20 protein-coding genes and 1 riboswitch are annotated in these 23,620 nt (G+C 72.1%); of the genes, 4 read left to right on the top strand and 16 right to left on the bottom strand.

Annotation, left to right across the window (positions count from 1 at the left end; genetic code table 11):
* Nucleotides 1–94: 94 nt before the first annotated feature.
* Complete coding sequence (locus tag ACIRP2_RS03520; RefSeq protein WP_404246092.1) at nucleotides 95–1,378, top strand: alpha/beta hydrolase; 1,284 nt, start codon at nucleotides 95–97, stop codon at nucleotides 1,376–1,378.
* Between the two features lie 73 nt (nucleotides 1,379–1,451).
* Here ACIRP2_RS03520 and ACIRP2_RS03525 read toward each other — a convergent pair whose 3' ends face one another.
* The 9 genes from ACIRP2_RS03525 to ACIRP2_RS03565 all read right to left on the bottom strand — a co-directional run bounded on the left by ACIRP2_RS03525 (nucleotide 1,452) and on the right by ACIRP2_RS03565 (nucleotide 11,064).
* The gene (locus ACIRP2_RS03525) at nucleotides 1,452–2,066 is read right to left on the bottom strand and encodes a hypothetical protein (RefSeq protein WP_404246094.1); all 615 of its coding nucleotides are present in this window, start codon (nucleotides 2,064–2,066) and stop codon (nucleotides 1,452–1,454) included.
* Between the two features lie 260 nt (nucleotides 2,067–2,326).
* Nucleotides 2,327–2,767, bottom strand: coding sequence for a transglycosylase SLT domain-containing protein (locus ACIRP2_RS03530; RefSeq protein WP_404246096.1), 441 nt, complete (start codon nucleotides 2,765–2,767; stop codon nucleotides 2,327–2,329).
* A gap of 321 nt (nucleotides 2,768–3,088) precedes the next feature.
* A complete protein-coding gene (locus ACIRP2_RS03535; RefSeq protein WP_404246098.1) occupies nucleotides 3,089–3,940 on the bottom strand; it encodes an ECF transporter S component in 852 nt (283 codons plus the stop codon).
* Nucleotides 3,937–5,661, bottom strand: coding sequence for an ATP-binding cassette domain-containing protein (locus tag ACIRP2_RS03540; RefSeq protein WP_404246100.1), 1,725 nt, complete (start codon nucleotides 5,659–5,661; stop codon nucleotides 3,937–3,939). The genes ACIRP2_RS03535 and ACIRP2_RS03540 overlap by 4 nt, the downstream gene beginning before the upstream one ends.
* A complete protein-coding gene (locus tag ACIRP2_RS03545) occupies nucleotides 5,658–6,833 on the bottom strand; it encodes an energy-coupling factor transporter transmembrane protein EcfT (RefSeq protein ID WP_404246102.1) in 1,176 nt (391 codons plus the stop codon). The genes ACIRP2_RS03540 and ACIRP2_RS03545 overlap by 4 nt, the downstream gene beginning before the upstream one ends.
* Nucleotides 6,830–7,516 carry an SCO2322 family protein gene (locus ACIRP2_RS03550; protein WP_404246104.1) on the bottom strand — a complete coding sequence of 229 codons (687 nt, stop codon included), beginning with the start codon at nucleotides 7,514–7,516 and terminating at the stop codon, nucleotides 6,830–6,832. The genes ACIRP2_RS03545 and ACIRP2_RS03550 overlap by 4 nt, the downstream gene beginning before the upstream one ends.
* A complete protein-coding gene (locus ACIRP2_RS03555) occupies nucleotides 7,513–8,787 on the bottom strand; it encodes a prenyltransferase/squalene oxidase repeat-containing protein (protein WP_404246106.1) in 1,275 nt (424 codons plus the stop codon). Before ACIRP2_RS03555 ends, ACIRP2_RS03550 begins: the two co-directional genes overlap by 4 nt.
* Nucleotides 8,788–8,894: 107 nt before the next feature.
* A riboswitch (cobalamin riboswitch) is annotated at nucleotides 8,895–9,030 on the bottom strand.
* A gap of 176 nt (nucleotides 9,031–9,206) precedes the next feature.
* Nucleotides 9,207–10,262, bottom strand: coding sequence for an MBL fold metallo-hydrolase (locus tag ACIRP2_RS03560; RefSeq protein ID WP_404246108.1), 1,056 nt, complete (start codon nucleotides 10,260–10,262; stop codon nucleotides 9,207–9,209).
* A 379-nt stretch (nucleotides 10,263–10,641) separates the two neighbouring features.
* Nucleotides 10,642–11,064 carry a lipocalin-like domain-containing protein gene (locus ACIRP2_RS03565; RefSeq protein WP_404246110.1) on the bottom strand — a complete coding sequence of 141 codons (423 nt, stop codon included), beginning with the start codon at nucleotides 11,062–11,064 and terminating at the stop codon, nucleotides 10,642–10,644.
* Between the two features lie 316 nt (nucleotides 11,065–11,380).
* Between ACIRP2_RS03565 and ACIRP2_RS03570 the strand changes: the two genes are divergently transcribed.
* Both ACIRP2_RS03570 and ACIRP2_RS03575 read left to right on the top strand, forming a co-directional pair.
* Nucleotides 11,381–12,841, top strand: coding sequence for an aldehyde dehydrogenase (locus tag ACIRP2_RS03570; protein ID WP_404246112.1), 1,461 nt, complete (start codon nucleotides 11,381–11,383; stop codon nucleotides 12,839–12,841).
* Nucleotides 12,841–13,074, top strand: a complete 234-nt coding sequence (locus tag ACIRP2_RS03575) for a ferredoxin (RefSeq protein ID WP_404246114.1) — start codon at nucleotides 12,841–12,843, stop codon at nucleotides 13,072–13,074. The genes ACIRP2_RS03570 and ACIRP2_RS03575 overlap by 1 nt, the downstream gene beginning before the upstream one ends.
* Before the next feature lie 155 nt (nucleotides 13,075–13,229).
* On the opposite strand, the gene ACIRP2_RS03580 is transcribed toward ACIRP2_RS03575, so the two are convergent.
* Both ACIRP2_RS03580 and ACIRP2_RS03585 read right to left on the bottom strand, forming a co-directional pair.
* Entirely contained in the window at nucleotides 13,230–13,682 is a 453-nt protein-coding gene (locus tag ACIRP2_RS03580) for a hypothetical protein (protein ID WP_404246116.1), read from the bottom strand.
* Nucleotides 13,683–14,111: 429 nt separating this feature from the next.
* Nucleotides 14,112–15,584, bottom strand: a complete 1,473-nt coding sequence (locus tag ACIRP2_RS03585) for a PHB depolymerase family esterase (RefSeq protein WP_404246118.1) — start codon at nucleotides 15,582–15,584, stop codon at nucleotides 14,112–14,114.
* A 226-nt stretch (nucleotides 15,585–15,810) separates the two neighbouring features.
* Between ACIRP2_RS03585 and ACIRP2_RS03590 the strand changes: the two genes are divergently transcribed.
* Nucleotides 15,811–16,797 carry an aldo/keto reductase gene (locus ACIRP2_RS03590; RefSeq protein ID WP_404246120.1) on the top strand — a complete coding sequence of 329 codons (987 nt, stop codon included), beginning with the start codon at nucleotides 15,811–15,813 and terminating at the stop codon, nucleotides 16,795–16,797.
* Between the two features lie 363 nt (nucleotides 16,798–17,160).
* On the opposite strand, the gene ACIRP2_RS03595 is transcribed toward ACIRP2_RS03590, so the two are convergent.
* From ACIRP2_RS03595 to ACIRP2_RS03615, 5 genes are read right to left on the bottom strand one after another with little or no spacing between them, the layout of a single operon-like run.
* Complete coding sequence (locus ACIRP2_RS03595; protein WP_404246122.1) at nucleotides 17,161–18,096, bottom strand: ROK family protein; 936 nt, start codon at nucleotides 18,094–18,096, stop codon at nucleotides 17,161–17,163.
* On the bottom strand, nucleotides 18,093–19,802 hold the full coding sequence (locus ACIRP2_RS03600) for a dipeptide ABC transporter ATP-binding protein (protein ID WP_404246124.1): 1,710 nt from the start codon (nucleotides 19,800–19,802) through the stop codon (nucleotides 18,093–18,095). The genes ACIRP2_RS03595 and ACIRP2_RS03600 overlap by 4 nt, the downstream gene beginning before the upstream one ends.
* Nucleotides 19,799–20,698, bottom strand: coding sequence for an ABC transporter permease (locus ACIRP2_RS03605; protein ID WP_404246126.1), 900 nt, complete (start codon nucleotides 20,696–20,698; stop codon nucleotides 19,799–19,801). Before ACIRP2_RS03605 ends, ACIRP2_RS03600 begins: the two co-directional genes overlap by 4 nt.
* Entirely contained in the window at nucleotides 20,695–21,654 is a 960-nt protein-coding gene (locus ACIRP2_RS03610; protein WP_404246128.1) for an ABC transporter permease, read from the bottom strand. The genes ACIRP2_RS03605 and ACIRP2_RS03610 overlap by 4 nt, the downstream gene beginning before the upstream one ends.
* Before the next feature lie 50 nt (nucleotides 21,655–21,704).
* A complete protein-coding gene (locus tag ACIRP2_RS03615) occupies nucleotides 21,705–23,525 on the bottom strand; it encodes a peptide ABC transporter substrate-binding protein (RefSeq protein WP_404246130.1) in 1,821 nt (606 codons plus the stop codon).
* Between the last annotated feature and the right edge of the window lie 95 nt (nucleotides 23,526–23,620).

Raw genomic sequence — 23,620 nt, forward strand, 5'->3', positions numbered from 1 at the left:
GGGAAGGCCCCTGGCCGGGGTGTCGTCAGGTGTACCTCCGGTCGGGGGCCCAGGCCGATACCCGTGCCGCGTCCGGCTGCATAGCGTCATGGGCATGGAAAACAACAGCTCGACGCACCAGTCGACTCGGAACGAGCGACGCCGCACCGCCCGCCGCGGACTGGCCGCCGCCACCGTGGTCGTCCTGGCCGCACTCGGCACCGCGCCCGCCGTCGCCCAGCAGCCCGCCGACGCGGCCGGGTCCTCCCGCACGGTCACGGCACGAGACAGGGGGGACCTGCTGTCCCTCACCTCCGTGGCCGACCTCGGCCGCGCCGACGTGGCCCGTTTCCTCGCCTCCGGGGGGATGGCGACCGACACCGTCCGCCACGGCCTGCGGGCCTACCGCATCACCTACCGCACCGTCACCCCGCAGGGCGCCCCCACCACCGCCACCGGACTCCTCGTCCTCCCCAAGGGCGGCCCGCACCGACTGGACCTGGTCTCCGACACCCACGGCACGATGGCCCACCGCGACTACGCGCCGTCCGTCGGCGAGGACTTCGGCCGCTTCGCCCCCTATCTCCACGCCTCGGCGGGCCGTGCCGTCGCCGCCCCCGACTACCTCGGGCTCGGCAGGGGGCCGGGCCGCCACCCGTACATGGACACCAAATCCGCCGTCACCGCCTCCGTCGACATGCTGCGGGCCTCCCGCACCGCCGCCCAGCGGCTGGACCGCCCGCTCACCGGCGACGTGTACGCGAGCGGCTTCTCCCAGGGCGGCCAGGTCGCGATGGCCCTGGGCAGAGCCCTCGACAACGGCGCCGACCGGCACTTCAGGCTCCGTGCCCTCGCCCCCGTCTCCGGGCCGTACGACATCGAGCATGCCGAGATGCCCGCCCTGTTCGACGGCCGGGTCAACGACATCAGCGGCATCTTCTACATGACGTACTTCCTCACCGCGCAGAACAGGATTCACCCGCTCTACAAGGATCCCTCCGAAGCATTCCGGGAGCCGTACGCCGGAATCGTCGACGACCTGTTCGACACCAACCACGTCGAGGAGCAGATCATCCCGGCGCTGCCCGGCACTCTGAAGGAACTGCTCACCGACGACTACTACCGGCAGGTCCAGCACCCCACCGGTGCTCTGCTGGCCGCGGTGCGCGCCCAGGACGGCACCTGTGCCTGGAAGCCGGACGTGCCCGTGCGCCTGTACTCCTCGTCGGGCGACACCGATGTGCCGATCGCCAACGCCCGCAACTGCGCGGCCGACCTGGCGGCGCGTGGTGTGCGGGCCCGGGTGGTCGACCAGGGGACGACCGACCACAACACCACGTACATGAAGTCGGGGCCCCAGATCGTGTGCTGGTTCGACACGGTCGCCGCGCGGCACTGATGCCGGCGGGAGCGGATCCGGCCGGGGTCCCGGCCGGATCCACGCCGCGGGGGCGGCGGGCAAAGACGCCCGCTCAGTACGGCACGTGGGTGGGGAAGGTGGCCGTGGGGCTGAACAGTGCCGCGTACCCGTCCTCGTGGTGGCGGCGGTGCCGACCGGACCGGCTCACCTCGGCGACCGGGGTCGCGAGCGTGAGCAGCCCGTCGTTGGCGAGCTCCTGCACGCGCATCAGCAGCGCCCTCACCTCCAGGCCGAGTTCGGCGGCGACCGTCTGCAGGTCCAGGCCGGACTCCCAGCTCCACAGCAGCACGGAGTCCATGCTGGGCGACCAGAACACCGTGTTCTCCACCTCGACGGGCGCTGCCGCGGCAGGGGCGGGGGCCGGCGGTGCCATGTCCGGTGGCGGGACGACCATCTCCTCACGCGGGTGCGGCAATGGGATCTCGGGCACCGCGGGGGGTTCTTCCGTTGGCTCCGGCGCCGTCTGCGGCGGCCGCCGCAGGAGTTCCTCGGCGAGCGACCGCGCGTCGGTGCGACCCACCGTGCGACGTGCTAATCGCACCTCGCGTTCGTTGAGGCCCATCAAGTCCGCGATCGAGCCGTCGTCGCCGACCGTGACGGCGAATGCCGCGAGCGTCCTGCTGCGCTCGGCCTGCGCCTCGTCCAGCAACGCCTGTGCCTGACGCATGCGTTCGTCGCTGGCACAGAAAGCTTCCGCCAGGACGGTGTTCCGATCCCAGAATTCACGAGGTTCCACGTAGGTGACAACGCTCCGGCGGCCGTCGGGAACGGACGGCTGAGCAAAATGCGCCTAGATGGACCAACGGGTAATTATGTTGGCCAAGTTATATGAACTAATCCGTTTGCCAAGTCTTGAAGCGGTCCTGCGGCGTGGCGAAGGCCCCGACCGGTGGTCGGGGCCTTCGGGCGGGCTCGGGAGCCGCCGACTCAGTACCAGTGGTTGGCCTGCCAGAACGACCAGGCGGCGCACGGGCTGCCGTAGCGGGACTTCATGTAGTCCATGCCCCACTTGATCTGGGTCGTGGGGTTGGTCCTCCAGTCGGCGCCCGCGGAGGCCATCTTCGAACCGGGCAGGGCCTGAACGAGGCCGTACGCGCCGGACGAGGCGTTGGTCGCACCGGGGTTCCAGTTGCTCTCGCGCTGGACGATGTTGCTGAAGCACCGGAACTGCGCGGCGTCGCCGATCATCGACCTGGCCGTGTCCTGCGCGCCTGCCGCGAGGGCCGTCGGCGCGGTGGCCGGTGCGGCCACGGCCGGGGTGACGCCGAGGGCCACACCGGTGGCGCCGAGAAGCACGGCGGTGCCGGCGACGGCGGACTTGCGGCGGGCGGTGCGGGGCAGGGCGAGGATGTCACGGGTGAACGGCACAGGAGTCCTTACGTCGGGTACGGGGGAGTCGCGGACCGGTCCGGATCGTGCGCTCGTGCGGTGGACCGGTCTTCGTCGACCGCGGTCCGTTCGCGAGGGATCCGGCGGCGCTCGGCGACGTGATCCAGTGTGAGCGGCGGCTTTCGGTCGTGGCAACGACCTCCGGTACGAACCCGTCTCGCACCCGGAGCCGAAGGTCCCGCACGGTCCGGACCACCCCGAAGGGCTCCTGAGCAGGTCGGAGCCGATGCGGGACGGTGCCCACCGCGGCCGCGGGGCCACTACCCGGCTTCGTGGAGGACCAACGCCCTGTGGGAGCCCTCACCCACCGGAGGCGTCGAATGTGACCCGGGCCTCGAAGGCGGCCCGGCGCGTGGCCCGGCGCAGCGCCTTCAGCAGCGTCGGGCCGATGGCGAGGGTCAGCACCACGGTGAGTACGGCCCGGCCCAGGTCCCAGCCGAGCGAGGTCGCCGTGCAGTACGCGAGGAAGCGGACCAGGTTCTCCGCCAGCGGGTCACCCGCGTGGAACGAGATCCCCGAACCGAGACCGGGCACGATCGTCCAGCCGTACAGGTTCATCACCGTGCCGTACGCGAACGCCGCCACGAACCCGTACACCGCGAGCATCAGCGACTCGGCCCGACCGCGCAGCCGGTCCGGCCCCGGCAGCAGGCCCGCGCCCATCGTGAACCAGCCCATCGACAGCATCTGGAACGGCATCCACGGCCCCACTCCGCCGGTGAGCAGCGCGGAGGCGAACATCGTCACCGAGCCGAGCACGAAGCCGAAGCCGGGCCCGAGCACCCGGCCGCTCAGCACCATCAGGAAGAACATCGGTTCCAGCCCCGCCGTGCCCGCGCCCAGTGGACGCAGCGCGGCGCCGACCGCCGCCAGCACCCCCAGCATCGCCACCGCCTTCGCGTCGAGGCCAGAGTCCGCGATCACCGCGACGACCACGCCGACCAGCAGCGGCAGCAGCGCGGCGAACAGCCACGGCGCGTCCCGGGAGTGCGCCAGACCGGAGTCCGCGCCGGCCAGCAGCGGCCAGCCGAACGCGACCACGCCGATCGCGCTGATCAGGACGAGCGCGGCGATCGCGCGCGGCCCCAGACGGATCGGCCGTACCGGGCGCCGGTTTGTGGTGCGGCCCTTCTCGCCGGCCTTCGTGCTCATGCCCCGGCTCCCAGTGCGCGACGCACCTGTGTCACGGTCAGCCACTCCTGCGGGGCGAGGATCTTCGCGGTCTGCGGGGCGAACGCCGGGGAGGAGACCACCACCTGCCGGGTCTCCCCGTCCGCGACGATCTCCCCGTCGGCGAGTATCACCACGCGGTGCGCCAGCTCGGCGGCGAGCTCCACGTCGTGCGTGGCCAGGACGATCGCGTGGCCCTCGGCCGCGAGCGCGCGCAGCACCGTGACCAGCCGGGCCTTCGCCGCGTAGTCCAGGCCCCGGGTCGGCTCGTCCAGGAGCAGCAGTGGAGGTCTCGCGGTGAGCACGACGGCCAGGGCGAGCGCGAGCCGCTGGCCCTCGGACAGATCACGGGGGTGGGTGTCGTCCGGCACACCGGGCAGCAGCTCGGAGACCAGGGCCCGGCAACTGCCCGCCGCGGCGCCCGCGTCGGCGTCGGCCGCGGCGCACTCGGCGGCGACCGTGTCCGCGTACAGCAGATCGCGCGGCTCCTGCGGTACGAGCCCGACCCGGCGCACCATCTCGCGCGGCTGCGTGCGGTGCGGGGTCCGGCCGCCGACGAGGACGGTGCCGGTGGTGGGCTCGACCATCCCCACGAGCGCGGCCAGCAGGGTGGATTTGCCCGCACCGTTGCGGCCCATCAGGGCGACCGTCTCGCCGGCGGCGACGGTGAGCGTCACCCCGCGCAGCGCCTCGACGCGTCCACGCCGTACGCCGAGCCGCTCGACGCGGGCCGGGATGTCGCCCACGGGACCGGGAGCGGCGGTGGTGGTCCGGGCGCCGCGGCCCAGCAGCCGGGCGAGGGCACCGTGCCGCGCCGGTGCGGGGACGGCGGGCAGCGGGGCCACCGCGGTCCCGGCCGGTCCGGACGGCGCGGCGGGCGGCCGTGCCGACGCCAGCCGTTCGCGCAGACCGGCCGCGCGGCGCCGGGCGTCGCGGACCGAGAGCGGCAGCGGTTCCCAGCCCGCCAGCCGGCCCAGCGCGACGACCGGCGGGTGGACCGGGGAGACGGCCATGATCTCCGCGGGCGCGCCCATGACCGGTGCCGCGCCCGGTGACGGCAGCAGGACGACCTGGTCCGCGTACTGCACCACCCGCTCCAGCCGGTGCTCCGCCATCAGGACCGTCGTACCGAGGTCGTGCACCAGCCGCTGGAGCACGGCGAGGACCTCCTCGGCCGCCGCCGGGTCCAGCGCGGACGTCGGCTCGTCGAGGACCAGGACCTTCGGGTGCGGGGTGAGCACCGAGCCGATCGCGACCCGCTGCTGCTGGCCGCCGGAGAGCGTGGCGATCGGCCGGTCGCGCAGCCCGGCCAGACCCAGCAGGTCGAGGGTCTCCTCGACCCGCCGCCGCATCACGTCGGGGGCCAGACCCAGCGACTCCATCCCGTACGCCAGCTCGTCCTCGACCGTGTCGGTGACGAAGTGGGAGAGCGGGTCCTGACCCACCGTGCCGACCAGATCGGCGAGTTCGCGTGGTTTGTGGGTACGGGTGTCGCGCCCGTCGACCGTGACCCGGCCGCTCAGCGTGCCGCCGGTGAAGTGCGGCACCAGGCCGGAAACGGCGCCCAGCAGCGTCGACTTGCCGACCCCGGACGGGCCGACGAGCAGCACCAACTCGCCCTCCGGGACGGTCAGATCGACCCCGGACAGGGTGGGGCGCTCGGTGCCCTCGTAGCGCACCGAGACATGCTCGAACCGGATCACTGGCTCTCCTTGGAATGCGGGGCGCCCACCGGGGGCGGCACGGGCGCCACCACGGCGGGCAACAGCCCGATCAGCACCGCCGCCGCGGGCCACAGCGGAAGCACCGGCGCGGCCAGCGGTACGACGCCCGGCCGCAGCGCCTCCGCGTCGACACCGCCCGCCCAGACCATCGCCACGGCCACGGCGACCCCCGAACCCGCCACCAGCCAGGCCCGCACACCCCACCGGTCGGGCCGGTAGCGGGTGCGGACCGAGCGGGCCCCGCCGAGCCGCAGCCCGGCCATCGCGGCGACCAGCCCGGCGATCAGCAGCGGCAGTCCGTACACCGCGCCCTGCGCGGCCAGCAGCCCGTACGTGCCCGCGCACACTCCGAGCAGTCCGCCGAGCGTGAGGACGTTCGTGGTGTGCCGGACGGCGGGCGGGACCTGGGCCGTGCGCCCGTATCCGCGCGCGTCCATCGAGGCCGCCACCGCCACCGACCGCTCCAACGCACCCTCCAGGACCGGCAGTCCGATCTGGAGCACCGCCTTGACGCCACCGGTCGGACGGCCCCGCAGCCGCCGTGCGGTGCGCAGCCGCGCCACGTCGGCGACCATGTTCGGCGCGAACGTCATGGCGACGACGACGGCGACCCCCGCCTCGTACAGCGCACCCGGCAGCGACTTCAGCAGCCGGGCCGGGTTGGCGAGCGAGTTCGCCGCACCGAGGCAGATCAGCAGGGTCGCCAGCTTCGCCCCGTCGTACAGCGCGAAGACCAGTTGCTCGGCGGTGACCCGGCCGCCGATCCTGACGCCCTTCGCCCAGTCGGGCAGCGGCACCTCGGGGAGCGTGAACACCGGATGCGTCCCGGGGATCGGCGAACCGAGGAAGACCGAGAAGACCAGCCGCACACCGACGACGAACAACCCGATCTTGATGAACGCCCCGTACGAACGGGCCCACGGCGCGTCCGTGCGGCGCGCCGCGACCACATAGCCCGCGACCCCCACCAGCAGCCCGAGCAGCAGTGGATTGGTGGTCCGGGACGCGGCGGTGGCGAGACCGAGCGCCCACAGCCACCAGGCCCCGGCGGGCAGGGCGTTGCTCCGGGTCGCCCCGGGGGCGCGCAGCGGCCGGTGCGGCCGGACGGTGCCGGTGGCGCCGGTCACCGGGCCGCTGGTCGGGGCGGTCATCCGCGGCGGCGGCGGGCCTGCACGACTGCGGCGATGCCGAGGAGGAGAACGGCGCCGACGCCGACGAGCACCCCGGCGGACGGCCCGCCGCCGGAGCCGCCCGACCCGGCGGAGGCGGCGGCGGGGGCGGAGGCGCCCGGGGACGCCGCCGCGGAAGGTGTCGCGTGGCCGTCGCCCGAGACCTGTTCGCCGCAGCCCGAGCCCGGATAGCCGGAGATGGCGCAGAGCAGCGCGTCGCTGCTGTAACGCAGCGGTCCGGCCACCGAGGCGAGCGCCTCGGCGGTGCTCGCGTCCGGGGCGACCCGCGCGCACGCGGTACGCGGGGCGGGCGGCGTCTCGTCGGCCGGGGCGTCCGCCGCCGTACCCGGGTCGATGACCAGCGCGACCCGCTTGGTGCCGTCCTGGGCCGGGGTGTCCGCGCAGATCTTCGCGAAATCGGGGGAGCGGCGCGGCTTCGCCGAGTCCTGGGAGTCCTCGCTGACCGAGAACCGGAAGCCCTGCACCGTGCCGTCGTCCGGCCGGACCAGGGAGGGGCCCTGGGTGGCGTACGTCCAGCCGGTGCCGGAGCTCTCCCAGAACGACCAGTACCGGTAGCCGGCCGCCTGGGCCGTCCCCGCGCCGAGCACGGTCAGGACGGCAGCCAGGGCCACCAGCAGCGCGGTGGCCCTTCCCGCCCGCCTCACAGCTGCCGGTTCTTGCGCCGACCGCTGATCAGGAAGGCCGCGGCCGCGGCGACGACGAGGCCGATGCCGATGAACCACCACACGCCACCGATCACGTCGTCGCCGCTGTGCACCTGGTCCTTCTCCGTGGCCTCGTACCCGGTGTCGGCGGACGGGTCGGGCGTCGTGACGGCCGCGGGCGTGGGACCGGTCGCGTTCAGCCGGTCGACGAGGTCGACGCCGTTGAAGTCGCGCGCGTCGGAGCCGGTCGCGTGCGCGGCCAGGACCAGCTGCGCGTAGGCGGCGGGACCGTTCTGCTCGGCCCAGGGGCCGGAGTTCTTCTTCAGCCAGGCCACGGCCTTGGCGGCCTTGTCCTGGTGGCCCGCGGCGGACAGGGCGACGACCGCGTCCGCGGTGTTGCCGAAGTCGGGCTGCGGGGTGGTGTCGGTGGCGCCGGGCATCGGGGCCAGGTCGAGGTGGCCGCTCGTGGCGAGGGCGTTCGCGAGGTAGTGGGCGCCGTTCTGGGCGGCCTGCTCGGGCGTGGGATCGGACCCCGGGTGGCAGCTGGTCCCCTTGACCGCGGCGTTGTTCCCGACGGCCAGCGCCTTGCCCATCGTGCCGAGCACGGCGGCCGCGGTGGCGTCCGCGTTGGCGGCGAGCTTGCCGGCCTTGTCGGGCTGGTAGGCGAAGGCGCCGCCGTCCTTGCCGCCGCACGGGATCGCGAGCGCGAGCAGCGGGGAGTAGGGGGTCTTGCCGCCCGGTGTGGTGATGTCCGCGAGCCGCTGGCCCTGCCGGGCGAGGGCGCCGATCACCAGCGAGGTGGAGTTGGCGTCGCTGGGCGCGCCGGCGGTGTAGCCCCAGCCGCCGTCCTCGTTCTGTACGGACTTCAGCCAGCGGACCGAGTTGTTCACGGTGTCCCGGTGCCCGCCCACCTCGACGAACGCCTGGACGGCGGCCGCGGTGGCATTGGTGTCCAGCACCGTCTTCTCGGTGCAGGGCCGGGAGACGTCGGGCCGGTACGCGGCGTAGGCGCCGTTGCCGCACTGCTGGGCGATCAGCCAGTCCACCGACTCCGTGGCGGGCGTGACGCCCTCCAGCCGCTGGGCGAGGAAGGCCAGCGACTGCCGCCAGACACCGTCGTAGGTCGGGTCCTTCGTGCCGTACAGCCCGGACGGCAGGGCGACGGACGGTGAAGGGGAGGGGGACGGCGCCGCCACCGCGACCGGGGCAGCGGCCGCACAGAGCACGGTGGCGATGGCGGCGAGCGTTGCCGCGCTGCGGCGTACGGTCATGGCGGGCGGGGCCTCTCCTGCGGGGAACCGGGCACAGGCACGCTCAGGCACCAGGCTCCGGCTCCGTATACCTCGACGGTGCCGACCACCGGGGTTCCGGAGGTCGCGAGCCGGTCACGACCGGGGACAGGGCATTCCGACTCACCGTCTGCGACGACGGTTCACGGCTGCGTGGTCAGCGCCGGATTCGCACCGGCTTCCCCCTGAACGGGCATGATGACGACCCGCACACTCTACCGGGCGGGGTCGGACGGGTTCCGGGGCCGTCCGGGGCCCGTCCCCCACGGGACGGCCGGCGGCCCGGTGCGGCCCCCGGCGGGCGACGGTTCACCGCGCCTGCCGGAAGCCCGGCCCGTGCCGGAGCCCGAGCGCCCGGGAGAGGCCGGACGAGCCCCCCGCCCGACGGCCCGCCGCGCCCTTCACACCGCGATGTACGTCACCGGCTCGCTCCCCGCCACCGCCTCCGCGCGCCCCAGCCTGACCAGACGCCGCAGGTGAGCCTCGGCCTCCGAGACGGCGATGTTCCGCGAACCGTGCGAGATCTGCTCCCACGGCCGGTTCCACTCCATCCGCTCGGCCAGCTCCCACGGCGTGAGCGGTGCGGCCAGCAGCTTGAGCAGTCCGGTCAGCCGCTCCTCGTGATGGTCCAGGAGTTCCCGTACGCGCCCCGCGGCGTCCGTGAACGCGTACTGGTGGGCGGGCAGCACCTCCGCCACGCCGAGCCGGCCGATGTGCTCCAGCGAGCCGAGGTAGTCACCGATGGGGTCTCCCCCGGCGGCGGGGGCGGCGCCCTGCGCGGCGTCCGGGTCCTCGTACAGCCCGATGTGCGGGCTGATCCCCGGCAGCAGATGATCCCCCGAGAACAGGCGCCCCCGGCCCGGCAGATTCCCCGGATGCTCCTCCTCCAGATGCAGACAGACATGACCGGGCGTGTGCCCCGGAGTCCAGATCGCCCGCAGTCGGCGGCCCGCCAGGTCGAGGAGCTCACCCGGAACGATCTCCCGGTCCGGGAGCGCGGACCGCAGCCCCGGCAGCGTGCGCATCCGACCGCCCTCGACCGCGGCCCGCAGCGGCGCGAGATGCTCCTCGGGCGCACCGACCGCGGTGAGCTTCGTCAGGAGGTACGACAGCCAGGTGCCGGGCCGGGCCTCACGGGTGCGTCGCACGATCGCGGCGTCCGCCGCGTGCATGGCGATCCAGGCCCCGGACGCCTCGCGCACCTGACCGGAGAGGCCGTGGTGGTCGGGATGGTGATGGGTGATGACCACCCCGTGGATGTCGCCGATGCCCGTACCGATGGCGTCGAGCCCGGCGGTGAGGGTGTCCCACGCCTCCGGATCGTCCCAGCCCGTGTCGATCAGGACCGGCCCGCGACCGGTGTCGAGGACATGGACGAGGGTGTGGCCGAGCGGATTGTCCGGGATGGGGACCTTGATGCTGTGCACGCCCCCGCCATGGTCGGTCACCTGCGTCATGGGCTCCCCATCTCTCTTCGAGGCCTGGTCGGCGCACCGGACGTACGGGTGTGCGGCGCACCGCGCCCACTGTAACGAGAACTTGTTTCAGTAGTAGCCCCGGTCGACCATCTGTCGGTACGTCCATCTGCCCTGCGCAGCCGGGGAGTTCGGAGTGCCCGGGATCGCGGGACGGCCGCCGACGGCCCGCGGGGCGGCCGCGCCGGTGGGATGCCGGGCGCGGGCCGCCCCACGTTCTTGCCCGTGGCCCGTGGCCCGTGTGCGTCCTGCGCCGCGCGGGCCACGGTCCATGCGTCGGCGCGGGGCGGTCCGTACGGCCGGAGCCCCGCGCCGGGCGGTGGATCCGGGTCACCGGCCGGTGACCCGGATCACTCGTCGATCAAGCGGCGTCCGTGGCCGGCCGGTGCCACACGAGTCGCGGGGTGCGCGCGCCGTCGCCGGTTCCCTCGGTCGGGGGGAGCAGGGTTAATCGGTCCCCCTCCACCCGCCATCGGCGCTCCTGAGTGGTGCCGACCCATGGGCGCAGGGATGCCACGTGCAGATGGTGGACGACCCGGTCGCCCGTCACCTCGTAGGTGCCCGCGTACCCCAGGTACGGAGAAGTCCTGAACAGGGTCGCGGTGTCGACCGGTCCGGCCGCCCCCTCCGGGGCGGACTCGGGGTCCGGGTTCAGCATGCTCACCGACATGTGGCCGTCGGCGGTGTAGGTGATCAGCCCTGTCGGACTCTGCCCGAGGGGGTGTTCGAGCGTGTCGCCGGAGGCGTCCATGATGGCGACGGTGCTCAGCAACCAGGCGCCCACGAGGGGGTGTTCGGAGGTTCCTGGCCCGGGGGTGGATGGGCGATTCGGTTCGGTGCGGGATGGGGTGTGCACGTGATTCCCTTCTGAGCTGGTGGAATTCGGAACGTCTGGAGCGGGTGCGTGGGGGACGTGGTCGTTCTCGTCCCTACCCGTGCGGCACGCCGTGGAAGCGAGGGGCCTGTCGCGAAAGCCCGGGTGGCGCGACGACGGCCGTCCGGCCGCGCGCGTCGTCGAAGCCGTGGACTCCTGGAACTGGAACTGGTATCAGTTCTGACACAGAGTCAGGTAACGTGCCGGGTCGCGGGAGGCAGCAGCCATGACCGAGCTTGTCGAACACGGAAAACTGTTCATCGGCGGGGAGTTGGTCGATCCGCTGGGCCGGGATGTCATCGAGGTCGTGTCGCCCCACACCGAACAGGTCATCGGCCGGGTGCCGCACGCCTGCGAGGGGGACGTGGACCGGGCCGTCGCCGCCGCCCGGCGGGCGTTCGACGAGGGGCCCTGGCCGCGGATGGCCCTGGACGAGCGGATCGCGGTGATCACCCGGATCAAGGACGCGTTCGCGGTGCGGTACGAGGAGATCGCCCGGGTCATCAGTTCGGAGAACGGCACCCCGTACACGTCGAGCGTCATGGTGCAGGCGCTCGCCGCGATGATGGTGTGGGACGCGGCGATCACCGTCGCCCGCACCTTCCCGTACGAGGAGCGCCGGGACGGGGCTCTCGGTCCGCTGCTGGTGCGCCGGGAGCCGGTCGGGGTGGTCGCGGCCGTGGTGCCGTGGAACGTTCCGCAGTTCACCGCCGCCGCGAAGCTCGCGCCCGCGCTGCTGGCCGGCTGCTCCGCCGTGCTCAAGGTCTCGCCCGAATCCCCTCTGGACGCCTACATCCTGGCCGACATCGTGGCCGAGGCCGGGCTGCCGGAGGGGGTGCTGTCGATCCTGCCCGCCGACCGCGAGGTCAGCGAGTACCTGGTGGGGCACCCCGGCGTCGACAAGGTGTCGTTCACCGGGTCCGTGGCCGCCGGGCGGCGGGTGATGGAGGTCGCGTCCCGCAACCTCACCCGGGTCACACTGGAACTGGGCGGCAAGTCCGCCGCCGTGATCCTCCCGGACGCCGATCCGGGGACGGCCGTCGCCGGGATCGTCCCCTTCGCCTGGATGATCAACGGCCAGGCGTGCGTCGCCCAGACCCGCATCCTCGTCCCGCGCTCCCGCTACGACGAGACGGCCGAGGCGTTCGCCGCCGCCGCGAGCGCGCTGCGGGTCGGCGACCCGCTCGACCCCGCCACCGAACTCGGCCCCCTCGTCGCGCGGCGCCAGCAGCAGCGGTCGCTCGACTACATCAGGATCGGCCAGGACGAGGGCGCCAAGATCCTCACCGGCGGCGGACGTCCGGCGTCACAGGACCGGGGCTGGTACGTGGAGCCGACCCTCTTCGGTGACGTCGACAACTCCATGCGCGTCGCCCGCGAGGAGATCTTCGGTCCCGTCATCTGCCTCCTGCCGTACGGTGACGAGGACGAGGCCGTACGGATCGCCAACGACTCCGAGTACGGCCTCAGCGGCAGTGTCTGGACCGCCGACACCGAACGCGGCATCGACATCGCCCGCCGGGTCAGAACGGGCACGTACAGCGTCAACACCTTCAGTCTCGACATGCTCGGTCCGTTCGGCGGTTACAAGAACTCCGGTCTGGGCCGGGAGTTCGGGCCCGAGGGATACGCCGAGTACTTCGAGCACAAGATGATTCACCTGCCGGCCGGATACGAGGGGGCGTGATGGGCGACCGCTGGGCCGTGGAGGTCGACCGCGGGATCTGCATCGGTTCCGGAATGTGTGTGAACCACGCCCCGGGGGGATTCGCGCTGGATTCCGCCCGGCAGTCCCGTCCGTCGGCCCCGGAGACCGACGCCAACGAACAGGTGCTCGCGGCGGCCGAGGGATGCCCGGTCGAGGCGATCACGATCACGCTGGCCGGCTCGGGGGAGGTCGTCTTCCCGCCGGAGGACTGAGGGTTGCCCCCCCCGGCGGGCGCACGACGACGGCTTCGGCACCTCGCCGCGTCGTCGGGACGTCCGCATGCATCCGGCATGCGGACGTCCCTTCGGGAGGGGTGTTGCGGGAAACGGCCTGCGAGCCGGCCCGGAGGCGGGCGGGCGCGTCCGGATCAGCGGGAGGGGAAAGGTGCCAGGCGGCGGTCCCATTCGTCCGCGGCCCGGCGCAGTTCCTCGGTGCTGGTCCTGATCTCGATGACGTACTCGTCCTGTCCCTTGTCGCCGTCCCGCCACGCGGGCGACGCCTCGTAGCAGAGGTGCACGCGGACCGCCCCGGCGCCGTGGTCCCCGGCGGCGTGGCTGAAGGACAGAACGGGCTCCAGGAAGGCGAGATCCGGCAGCGCGCCCGTCAGCGTCTCGCCTCCGGCCGCACGCAGCCACGGCGATATCTGACGGGCCTCGCCGGTCAGCAGGCACGGGTCGGTGAAGGACCAACTGGCCTCGGGTGTGGTCACCTCACCCTCGACGACCAACCAGTTGTCGTCGTACCGGTCGCCGACGACCACCGGGAACTGATAGCGCAGCGGGCGTAATTCGATGCGGTGTTCCTGATCCGTGAGCAGCACCGCCCAAGGGTGTCACGCACCATGGCGCACACGAACATGAATAAACGCAAAACAAGCCGAATGTGGGAGACCGCGGATCCCGGAACGCGCGGCCTTCCTCCGTGAAACGGTCTCCTCAATGGTGAGTTGGCTGATTTCGATGCCGATGTACCGATAGTCGGCCGGGAGTTCGCGAAGTGTGCGGGCTTCTGGGCCGCCTTGATCCCCATGGCGAGGGGGCGGACGGGTCGCACGCCGGCATCGAAGGACAGCACGGGACGAAATCGTCGGTAGTCCTGATAGGCACGAAAGGAAACCGCCTGCGACGACAATCGGTGCAGCCCGTGTTCCGGAAGTCGTGAGTGAGTACGACGATGTCATGGCGACGGGATTGCCCGGCGCGGCCACGACGTCTCCGCCCCGCGATACCCGCCCGATCGCGGACCCGGTTCAACCGGCCGTGCAGCCACGGTCCGCGACCACGAAATACCCTGCCGGCGACTCCTTCAGCGTGTGCGTGACGAAGACGTTGTACAGGCCCATGTCCTCGCCCGAGCCGTTGGCGTACACGTACCCGCCCGTGGTGTGCGCCCTCCCCGCCGTCACCTGCGCGTAGTTCGTCGCCGTGAAGCAGCGCGCGGGTGCGGAGCCGTCGGTGGTCGCCGTCACCGGCGGTGAGGCGGCGCCGGACGTGCCCGATCCGTCCACCGCCGTCACGGTGTACCGGTAGGCGGTGCCGGCCGCGAGCCCCGTGTCCGTGTACGTCGTGGAGGCGGGGGAGGCGACCTTCGCGCCGTCGCGGTGGACCGTGTAGGAGGCCGCGCCCGGGACCGCGTTCCAGGACAGCGAGGCGCTGTTCGCGGTGACGGACGCGACCTGGAGGCCGGACGGGGCGGGGAGTTGTCCGCCGCCGCCGGGTGCGCCCCGGTCCAGGCCCCAGAAGACGCCGGTGTGGTACGTCGAGCAGATGGCGTTCAGGAAGTACGCGGCGGTCGTACCGCACTGGTCGGTGCCCGATCCCGGACCCACCGCCAGGCCGTGGCCCATGCCGGAGACGGAGTACGTCACCACGGCGGGCCTTCCGGAGGCGTCGTCGTAGACGCTGCGCGTCGTGTTCCCGGGGAGCGAGTCCGTGGACGACGGGGTCTGGCCGATGCCCCAGACGTCGGTCCACTGGTCGCGCAGGGCCGTGGCGTTGGCGGGGTACACGGTGTAGTCGGAGGTGCCCTGCCAGATCGCCACGCGGGGCCAGGGGCCCGAGTAGCCGGGGTAGGAGCCGCGTACCTTGTCGCCCCACTGCGCGGGTGTCAGTTTCTGCGGGCCCGTCTGGCAGCCGGACGCGGCGGACTGGCTCGTCGCGCACTGGGCGGGCAGGCCCGAGGCCACGGAACCGCCCGCGAACACGTCCGGGTACGCCGCCAGCAGGTCGGCCGTCATCCCGCCGCCCGCCGAGAGGCCGGTGACGTACACCCGGCGGGCGTCCGAGCCGTACTGCTGCTTCGCGTACTCGACCATCTGCACGATCGAGGCGGCCTCGCCCCTGCCCCGGGTGTCCTCGGCCGGGTCGAACCAGCCGAAGCAGGACAGCGCGTTGTTGGCGGACGTGGTCTGCGGGAAGACCACGGCGAAGCCCCACAGATCGGCGTACTTCGGCCAGCCCGAGTTCGTGTAGTAGTCGTCGGCGGTCTGCGTGCAGCCGTGCAGGGCGATCACCAGCGGCGCGTCGGCGGCCAGATCCGCCGGGGCGTACTCGTACATCCGGAGGTTGCCGGGGTTCGAGCCGAAGCCGGTGACCTGCTGCAGACCGCCGGCGGCAGCGGCCGGCTGTACGGCTGCGACGGTGCTCGTCGTCGCCGTGACGAGGGCGAGGGCGGCCGTGGTCGCGACGCGCCGGAGCAGGCGTCGCAGGGTCGATGGGCGCACGGGTGCCTCCCTGAGTGAGGTCCGGACAGTGGGGGCTGTCCGATGCGGGCGAGTGCGGGGCGGACGCTATGAGCAGTTGTCCGCCGCGCCCATGGGCCCCGCGGACACTGCCCGCGCACGGCTGTGTGCGCCGCCCCTCTTGCGCCCGTTGACATGGAGCGCGCTCCAACATGCAGACTCCCCGTCGACGCCCGTACAGACACGGGCAGTTGGGAAAGGACCCCGCATGCGATACCGCACCATCGGCACCGACCCCGCCGGCCGCCGGGAGGTGAGTGTGCTCAGCCTCGGCGCGATGCTGATGGGCACACGCACCGACGAGGCGACGTCGTTCGCGATTCTCGACCGGTACGCCGAGGCCGGCGGAACCTTCATCGACACGTCCGACAACTACGCGTTCTGGATCAACGGCACCCGGGGCGGGGAGAGCGAGCAGCTGCTCGGCCGCTGGCGCCGCAGCCGCGGTGTCGGGGACGAGATCGTCATCGCCACCAAGCTCGGGGGGCGGCCGAACGTCCCGGCCACCGATTTCTCCCAAGGCATCGAAGGGCTCTCGGCCCAGGTGATACGGGAGTCCGCGGAGCGCAGCCGGGAGCATCTCGGCGTGGACAGGCTGGATCTGCTGTACGCGCATGTCCAGGACCGGAGCGTGCCGATGGCGGAGACCGTCGAGGCCTTCGCGGAACTGGTCACCGAAGGCACCGTCGGCCTGCTCGGGGTGAGCAACCACTGGGCGTGGCAGGTGGAACGCGCCCGCAGGATCGCGGCGGACGCCGGGCTGCCGGGGTACGACGTCCTCCAGTACCACCACACCTATCTGCGCAGGCGCACGGACGCGCCGAGCCGGCGTTCCCCCGACGGCCAGGAGGGCGTGGCGGGCGGGGACCTGCTCAGCTATCTGCGGGACGAGCCCTCGCTCGTGCCGGTGGCCTACTCACCGCTGCTGGCCGGGGCCTACGTCCGCGCGGACAAGCCGCTGGGCCCGGAGTTCGACCACCCGGGCACCCCCGTCCGGCAGGCGGCGCTGCGGGCGGTGGCCGAGGAGACCGGGGCGACCGTCAACCAGGTGGTGCTGGCCTGGCTCATCGGCGGCGACATCCCGTTCGTCCCGCTGGTCGGGGCCTCCTCGGTCGCGCAGCTGGACGAGAGCCTGGCCGCGGTGGACCTGGAGCTGACCGCGGAGCAGCGGGCGGCGCTGGACGCGGCTCACTGACAGCCCCGGACGGGCGCCTTGATCGCCCCGGACGTCGCCCGCCGACAGCCCCCGGCGAGGGCCCGCACCGTGCACGCCGCCATCATGCCGAGGTACGACGGTGTGTGCACCGACCCGGCGCGACGCGGGCTCCGGCCTCCTCACGGTGACGACCGGCGAGGAGAGCCGCCCGGCCGAAGGCGGGCACGACGATGTCGATGTCGCTCCGGTCGGAGCCGCGGGCGACGCCCTGCATGGTCGTGAACAGCCGCGGCAACCATGTCGTCCTGCGCAAGCCCGGATCCGCGAGGCCGCGGCGTATCCGGGCTCGACAGCCATCGGAGAGGCATCGGAGCGTAGGTGCGGGACCCCCGACCGGCCTCCTCAGACTTCGACCCCCGTCGCGAGTTCCTGTCGCACCCGTGCCGCGGCGCCGACCGGTACGGCGTCGGCCCCCAGGGCGGCCCTGACCAGCCGGACAGGGTGGCCGCTGACCGGCGGGTCGGCGGCCAGCGACGCCAGGATGAGGGGGTTCAGCAAGGGCCAGGCGTGGCTGACCCCGCCGCCGACCACCACCGTGGTGATGTCCACGACGCCCGCTGTCATCACGATCGCCCGTGCGATCCCGGCACCGGCGGCCCGGTACACCGCGAGGGCGTCCTGGTCACCGCGGCCGGCGGCCTGCGCGACCTCGCGGGCGGTCAGTCGGCGGCCGGTGCGGTCCGCGTAACGGGCGCCGATGGAACGGCCGGAGGCCAGGGTCTCCAGATGGCCCCGGCCGCCGCACGAGCAGAGCAGATCACCGAAGCCGGGGATGTGCCCGATCTCGCCGGCCGCACCGTGCGGCCCGGCGAACAGCGCGCCGCCGGTCCACAGCGCGCCGCCGACCCCGGTGCCCAGCGTCATCCCGAGGACGTCCGACTCGCCGCGCACGGCGCCGCCGGACACCTCGCCGTAGAGGAAGGCGTTGACGTCGTTGTCCAGGAACGCCGGGACACCCAGTGCCTCCTCGACGGCGTCCGTCACCGCGAAGCCGGCCCAGCCGGCGAAGGAGTCGCTGGCCACCAGGATCCGGCCGGTGGCGGAGTCCACCACGCCGGCCGCGCCGACCCCGCAGCCGGCGAGCCGGCCGGGGGTGCGCTCCAGCAGCGGGGCCAGCGCGGCCAGGGCCGCGCCGATCATGGCCCGGCCGCCGTCGGCCGCCGGAGTCGCCACCTCCGCGCGGTCCAGTACGGTCAGGTCCTCGGCGCAGACCACCACCTGGGTCGTGGTGCCGCCGATGTCCACTCCGGCGAAGAGCGTACGGTCACAAAGGCTCATACCTGCGCCTCCATCCGGCCGGCCGCGAGGGTGGCCAGACGTTCGGCTCTGCGGCCGCGCTGGATCACCGGGTCGGGCACCGGCACGGCGGCCAGCAGCCGACGGGTGTAGTCGGTCTCCGGGTGCAGCAGGGTCGCCCCGGTGGGGCCCTGCTCCTCGATCCGGCCGGCCCGCATCACCACGACGCGCTGCGCGAAGTGCTGTACGACGGCCAGGTCGTGGGAGACGAAGAGACAGGCGAAGCCCAGCTCGTGCTGGAGCTCGGAGATCACTTCGAGCACCGCCTCCTGCACGCTCACGTCGAGCGCGCTGGTGGGCTCGTCGGCGACCAGCAGCCGGGGCTCCAGGACCAGGGCGCGGGCCAGGCTGACCCGCTGGCGCTGACCGCCGGACAGCTCCCGGGGTGCGCGCCGGGCGAGTTCGCGCGGCAGCCGGACCCGGTCGAGGACGTCGGCGACCTTGCTCTGGCGGTCCTTGGCGGAGAGCTCGCGGCGGTGCACCCTGAGCGGTTCGGCGATGCATTCGCCGACCGTCATCCGGGCGTCCAGCGAGGCCACCGGGTCCTGGAGGACCACGCCGATACCGGCCCGCAGCGCCCGGCGGGCGCGGGACCGGGTGCGGCCGAGGTCGGTGCCGAACAGCGAGACGGTGCCGGAACTCGGCGGGATCAGACCGAGCGCGACCCGGGATGCGGTGGACTTTCCGGAGCCCGACTCGCCCACCAGGCCCAGGGTCTCCCCGGCGTGGACGGCGAGCGAGACCCCGTCGAGGGCGCGCACGGCGCCCTTGCCACGGCCGAACACCACGGAGATGTCGCGGAGTTCGACCACCGGCTCGGTGTCCGGGCGGTCGGCGGCGGCCGGCGCGGACGGCGGACCCGCCTCGGCGACCGACAGCCGTGGCACCGCGGCCAGCAGCCGCTCGGTGTACTCGTGGGACGGGCGGAGCAGTACGTCCTCGACCGGTCCGGTCTCCACGATCTCGCCGTGGTACATCACGGCGACCCGGTCGGCGAAGTCCGCGACCACGCCCATGTTGTGGGTGACCAGCAGGACGCCGGTGCCGGTCTCGACGGCGAGCCGGCGCAGCAGGTCGAGGATCTCGGCCTGCACCGTGACGTCCAGCGCGGTGGTCGGCTCGTCGGCGATCAGCAGGGCCGGTTCGTTGGCGATGGCCATGGCGATGACCACCCGCTGGCGCTGTCCGCCGGAGAGCTGGAACGGGTAGGCGGTGGCCCGCCTCTCCGGCTCGGGGATGCCGACCTTGCGGAGGAGTTCGACGGCTTCGGCGGCGGCCTCCTTGGCGGACACCTTGCGGTGGTTGCGGATCACCTCGGCGATCTGCCTGCCGATCCGGGTCAGCGGGTCGAGCGCGGTGGCCGGCTCCTGGAACACCATGGAGACGGTCCGGCCGCGCAGCGCCGCCAGGTCGGCCTCGCGGGCGCCGACCACCTGGTTGCCGGCGATGGTGGCGCTGCCGGTGGCACGGGCGTTGCCGGCCAGCAGGCCCATCGCGGCCAGCGCGATGGTGGACTTGCCGGAACCCGACTCGCCGACCAGGGCGAGCGTCTCGCCGGGGCGGACGTGCAGGGAGACGCCCCGGACGGCCGGCACCTCGCCGGTCTCGGTGGTGAAGACGACACCGAGGTCGTCGAGTTCGAGAATCGGCCCGGCCGGCGGGGCGGCGGAGCCCTGGGTGGCGGTCATCCGCGTCCCCTCACATCGAATGCGTCGCGGAGTCCGTCCCCGATCGCGTTGAACGCCCACACCACCAGGATGATGGCCAGGCCCGGCGGCAGGATGAGCCACCAGTAGCCGGAGTAGGCGGCGGTGAGACCGGCCGAGAGCATGCCGCCCCAGTCGGTGGCCGGCGGCTGGACGCCCAGGCCCAGGTAGGAGACGTAGGCGACCAGCAGGATGGCGTCGGCGATCTGGAAGGTGGCCGCGACGATGATGGTCGAGACCGAGTTCGGCAGGATGTGCCGGGTGATCGCCCGGGCGTGCGTCCCGCCGATGGCGCGCAGGGTCAGGACGTAGTCGCGGTTCTTCAGGGAGAGCGTTTCGGCCCTGATCAGCCGGGACGGCACCAGCCAGGAGACGAAGCCCAGGATGACGATCAGTCCGGTCAGGCCCGGGGTGGTGATGGCGGAAACCACCAGCAGGATGAAGAGCGCCGGGATGGCGATCCCCGCGTCCACGATCCGCATCATGACCGCGTCGACCCAGCCGCCCGCGTAGCCGGCGACGGCACCCCACAGCGTGCCGATCACGGTGGCCAGGATGCCTGCGGCGAGGCCGACGATCAGCGACACCTTGCCGCCGTACATCAGTCGGCCCAGCTCGTCGTGGCCGACCGCGTCGGTGCCGAGCCAGTGCGAACCGCTGGGGGCGAGGTTGACCTGCTGGAGCATCGTGTGGGTCTGGTCGGTGGAATACACCAGCGGACCGGCGAAGCAGAGCAGGAAGAAGAAGACTACGACGCCGAGCCCGACCACGGCGAGCCGGTTGCGCAGGAAGCGCCGGACGGCGAGGCGGGAGCCGGACGCCGTGGCGACGGTGGTGGCCGTGCCGGGCACCTGGCCCGGCTGGATGACGGCGCTCATGCCCGGCCTGCCTTCACTCGGGGGTCGATGATCCGCTGGACGACGTCGGCGAGCAGCGTGCCGACCACCGTGGCGGTCGCGATGACCAGCACGCAGCCCAGCAGCACCGGGTAGTCGGAGGACTGCGCGGCGGTCCAGAAGAGCAGCCCCATACCGGGGTAGTTGAAGAGCTGCTCGACCACCAGGGCGCCGCCGAACAGCACCGGCACGTAGTAGCCGAGCATGGCGACCACCGGCGTCAGCGAGTTGCGGAACACATGCCGCCACAGGATGGCGCGGGAGCGGGAACCGCCGGCCCGCGCCGTCCTGACGTAGTCCTCGGAGAGGTTCTCCAGGGTGGCCGCCCGCATGTAGCGGCTGAACACCGCGATCATCGAGGCGGCACCGGCGACGACCGGCAGCACCAGCGCCTGCGGTTCGGAGAACACCTGGGCGAGCGTGTCGCCCTGCGGGGCCTGGGACGGGAACCACGGCAGTACCTGACTGAACACCAGCACCAGGATCAGCCCGAGGAAGTACACGGGCGTGGAGTAGGCGATGAAGCTCAGCGTGGTGATGACGTAGTCGACCGGCTTGTTGCGCCGGACGGCCTGCCACATGCCCAGTGGGATGGCCAGTGCGAGGCCGAGAAACGCCGACAGGGCGGTGAGGAGCAGGGTCTTGGCCAGCCGCTCGGTGATGAGCTGGGAGACCGGCTCATTGAGGGTGTACGAGGTTCCGAGGTCGCCGTGCAGCAGCTGGTTCAGGTAGTAGAAGTACTGCACGGGAAGTGGCTTGTCGAGGCCCTGCTCGTGGTTGAAGGACGCGATCTGCTGCGCCGTGGCCTGCGGGCCGAGGATCCCGCGAGCGGGACCCCCGGGCAGGGCGTGCAGCAGACCGAAGACCACGATCGTCACGATGACGATCACCACGAGGGCTTGGAGGACCCGCCTGATCAGGTACGAGGAAGTGCTCATGTGTTTTCCGGTCGCTTCGGCTCAGTGGTACGCGGGGTCACCGGCCGGGCTCACTTGGTCGTCCACTTCCACATGGCGGGGTGGAAGTTGGCGAGCGAGTCCTGGGCGAAGCCGCCCAGCCCCTTCTTGACCACGGAGACCTGGTAGTCCGGCTCGGGCAGCCAGATGACCGGGAGGTCCTTGGCCAGGGCCGCGCTGTACTTCTGCACCGCCTCGTCGGAGGAGGAGGTGGTGGTCTGGGTGACCAGCTTGTCCACGGCGGGGTTGGAGTAGCTGCCGAAGTTGGAGCCGCCGCCGGTGGAGAAGAGCGAGTCACCGCTCGGGTAGGCCGGGAAGTACCAGCTGCCCGCGGTGCCGAAGAACGACAGCTGCCACTTGCAGGCGGCCTGGTCGGCCTTGCACTGGCCGGCCTGCGAGAGGACCGAGTTGACCGGGGCGGTCTTGATGGTGAAGTCGATGCCGGTCTTGGCGAACGACGACTGCAGGGCGCTCATCATGTTGTCGGTCACGGTCGAACCGGACTGCGAGAGCACCTGCATCCGGAACTTGGTGCCCTTGTCCACGCCGGCGCCGCACTGGTTGTCGCCGGTGCCCGGCGCGGTGCACACCATGGTGCCGTTCTGCTCGGTCCAGCCGTGGTCGGTCAGCAGCTGCTTCGCCTTGGAGGTGGAGAACGGGTACGGGTTGTTCTCCTGCTCCGACGAGACGAAGGACGAGCTCTGGCCCTGCGGGATCGGGCCGTAGGTGGGGACCGCGGTGCCGTTGAAGACGACCTTGGAGAGGGTGGTCTGGTCCACCGACATCTGGATCGCCTGGCGGGCGTAGAGCTGCTTGAACACCGCTCCCATGGCCGGGTTGTTGAAGTTGTAGGGCATGTACGTGATGGCCCAGCCGGACCACGGCTTCAGCGTGTAGCCCTTGGCGGTGAAGGACGACTCCTGGCTGAGGTTGGTGGCGTTGATGTAGCCGTAGTCGACGGTGCCTGCCCGGAGAGCGTTCTCCTCGGCGTCCGTGGTGGTGAACGGCAGCAGGTTCACGGTCTTGATGTTGGCCTTGCCGCCGCCGTCGTACTTGGCGTTGGCCGTCAGCTGGACTTTGCCGGCCGTGGAGAACGACTTGATGGTGTACGGGCCGCTGACCGTCTTCCAGAGCGGGTCGGTGGCGTAACCGGAGATCTTCTTGGCGGCGTCGTTCAGGTACGTCCAGACCTTCTTGGCGCCCGCTGCGGTGCGGTCGAGGTCCGACACGCTGCCCGAGTCGCTGGTCTTGTCCCAGACGTGCTGCGGCATCGGGCGGATCATGCTCAACTCGTTGCCGAGCATCCACTGCTGGTTGTAGGCCTGGTCGAAGGTGATGGTGAAGTGCGTGTCGTCGACGATCTTCAGCGAGGTCCAGTTGTCCGGCGCCTTGCCCGGGCTGTAGCTGGCCCAGTCCGCCTTGTTGGCCTTGACCAGGTTGAACCAGAACTCCACGTCGCGGGAGGTGATCTGCTTGCCGTCGCTCCAGTGCCGGTCGCCGAGCGTGATCGTGACGCTCTTGCTGTCCTTGGCGAAGTCGGCGGCGGTGGCGAGCGAGTTGTCCTTGTTCCAGCCGACCTTGCCGGTGGAGCCGTCGTACGCGATCAGCGGCTCCCAGAGGGACTGGGATATGGAGGAGTTGTTGGTGTTCAGGTGTGCGGCGGTGCCGACCGGGAGGATCCAGTTCGGCGTGAAGTTGGCCGGCAGTGCGTAGTTGATGCTGTCCGACGAGCCGGAGGCGGACGACGACGAGGTGCCGCCCCCGGAACAACCGGTCAGCAGAGCACCTGTGGTGACAGCGGCGCCCACGACAAGGGCCCAGCGGCGGCTGTTCGCCGTGTGAGCAAGGAACATGACTCTCCTCAGAGTGAAAGGACCCGTATGTCCGGGACCGGCACTGCGTTCACGACAGCTAACGCCGGACACGTCGAAGAAACAAACAAGAATTA

Origin of the sequence: Streptomyces sp. NPDC101194 (assembly GCF_044767885.1) — a bacterium.
Lineage (GTDB): Bacteria > Actinomycetota > Actinomycetes > Streptomycetales > Streptomycetaceae > Streptomyces.

Excerpts from the sequence above, each read along its gene's own strand:
- ACIRP2_RS03520 (WP_404246092.1), top strand. The coding sequence starts at position 95 with ATGGAAAACAACAGCTCGACGCACCAGTCGACTCGGAACGAGCGACGC.
- ACIRP2_RS03525 (WP_404246094.1), bottom strand. The coding sequence starts at position 2,066 with ATGCGTCAGGCACAGGCGTTGCTGGACGAGGCGCAGGCCGAGCGCAGC.
- ACIRP2_RS03535 (WP_404246098.1), bottom strand. The coding sequence starts at position 3,940 with ATGAGCACGAAGGCCGGCGAGAAGGGCCGCACCACAAACCGGCGCCCG.
- ACIRP2_RS03545 (WP_404246102.1), bottom strand. The coding sequence starts at position 6,833 with ATGACCGCCCCGACCAGCGGCCCGGTGACCGGCGCCACCGGCACCGTC.
- ACIRP2_RS03555 (WP_404246106.1), bottom strand. The coding sequence starts at position 8,787 with ATGACCGTACGCCGCAGCGCGGCAACGCTCGCCGCCATCGCCACCGTG.
- ACIRP2_RS03560 (WP_404246108.1), bottom strand. The coding sequence starts at position 10,262 with ATGACGCAGGTGACCGACCATGGCGGGGGCGTGCACAGCATCAAGGTC.
- ACIRP2_RS03570 (WP_404246112.1), top strand. The coding sequence starts at position 11,381 with ATGACCGAGCTTGTCGAACACGGAAAACTGTTCATCGGCGGGGAGTTG.
- ACIRP2_RS03575 (WP_404246114.1), top strand. The coding sequence starts at position 12,841 with ATGGGCGACCGCTGGGCCGTGGAGGTCGACCGCGGGATCTGCATCGGT.
- ACIRP2_RS03590 (WP_404246120.1), top strand. The coding sequence starts at position 15,811 with ATGCGATACCGCACCATCGGCACCGACCCCGCCGGCCGCCGGGAGGTG.
- ACIRP2_RS03595 (WP_404246122.1), bottom strand. The coding sequence starts at position 18,096 with ATGAGCCTTTGTGACCGTACGCTCTTCGCCGGAGTGGACATCGGCGGC.
- ACIRP2_RS03600 (WP_404246124.1), bottom strand. The coding sequence starts at position 19,802 with ATGACCGCCACCCAGGGCTCCGCCGCCCCGCCGGCCGGGCCGATTCTC.
- ACIRP2_RS03605 (WP_404246126.1), bottom strand. The coding sequence starts at position 20,698 with ATGAGCGCCGTCATCCAGCCGGGCCAGGTGCCCGGCACGGCCACCACC.
- ACIRP2_RS03610 (WP_404246128.1), bottom strand. The coding sequence starts at position 21,654 with ATGAGCACTTCCTCGTACCTGATCAGGCGGGTCCTCCAAGCCCTCGTG.
- ACIRP2_RS03615 (WP_404246130.1), bottom strand. The coding sequence starts at position 23,525 with ATGTTCCTTGCTCACACGGCGAACAGCCGCCGCTGGGCCCTTGTCGTG.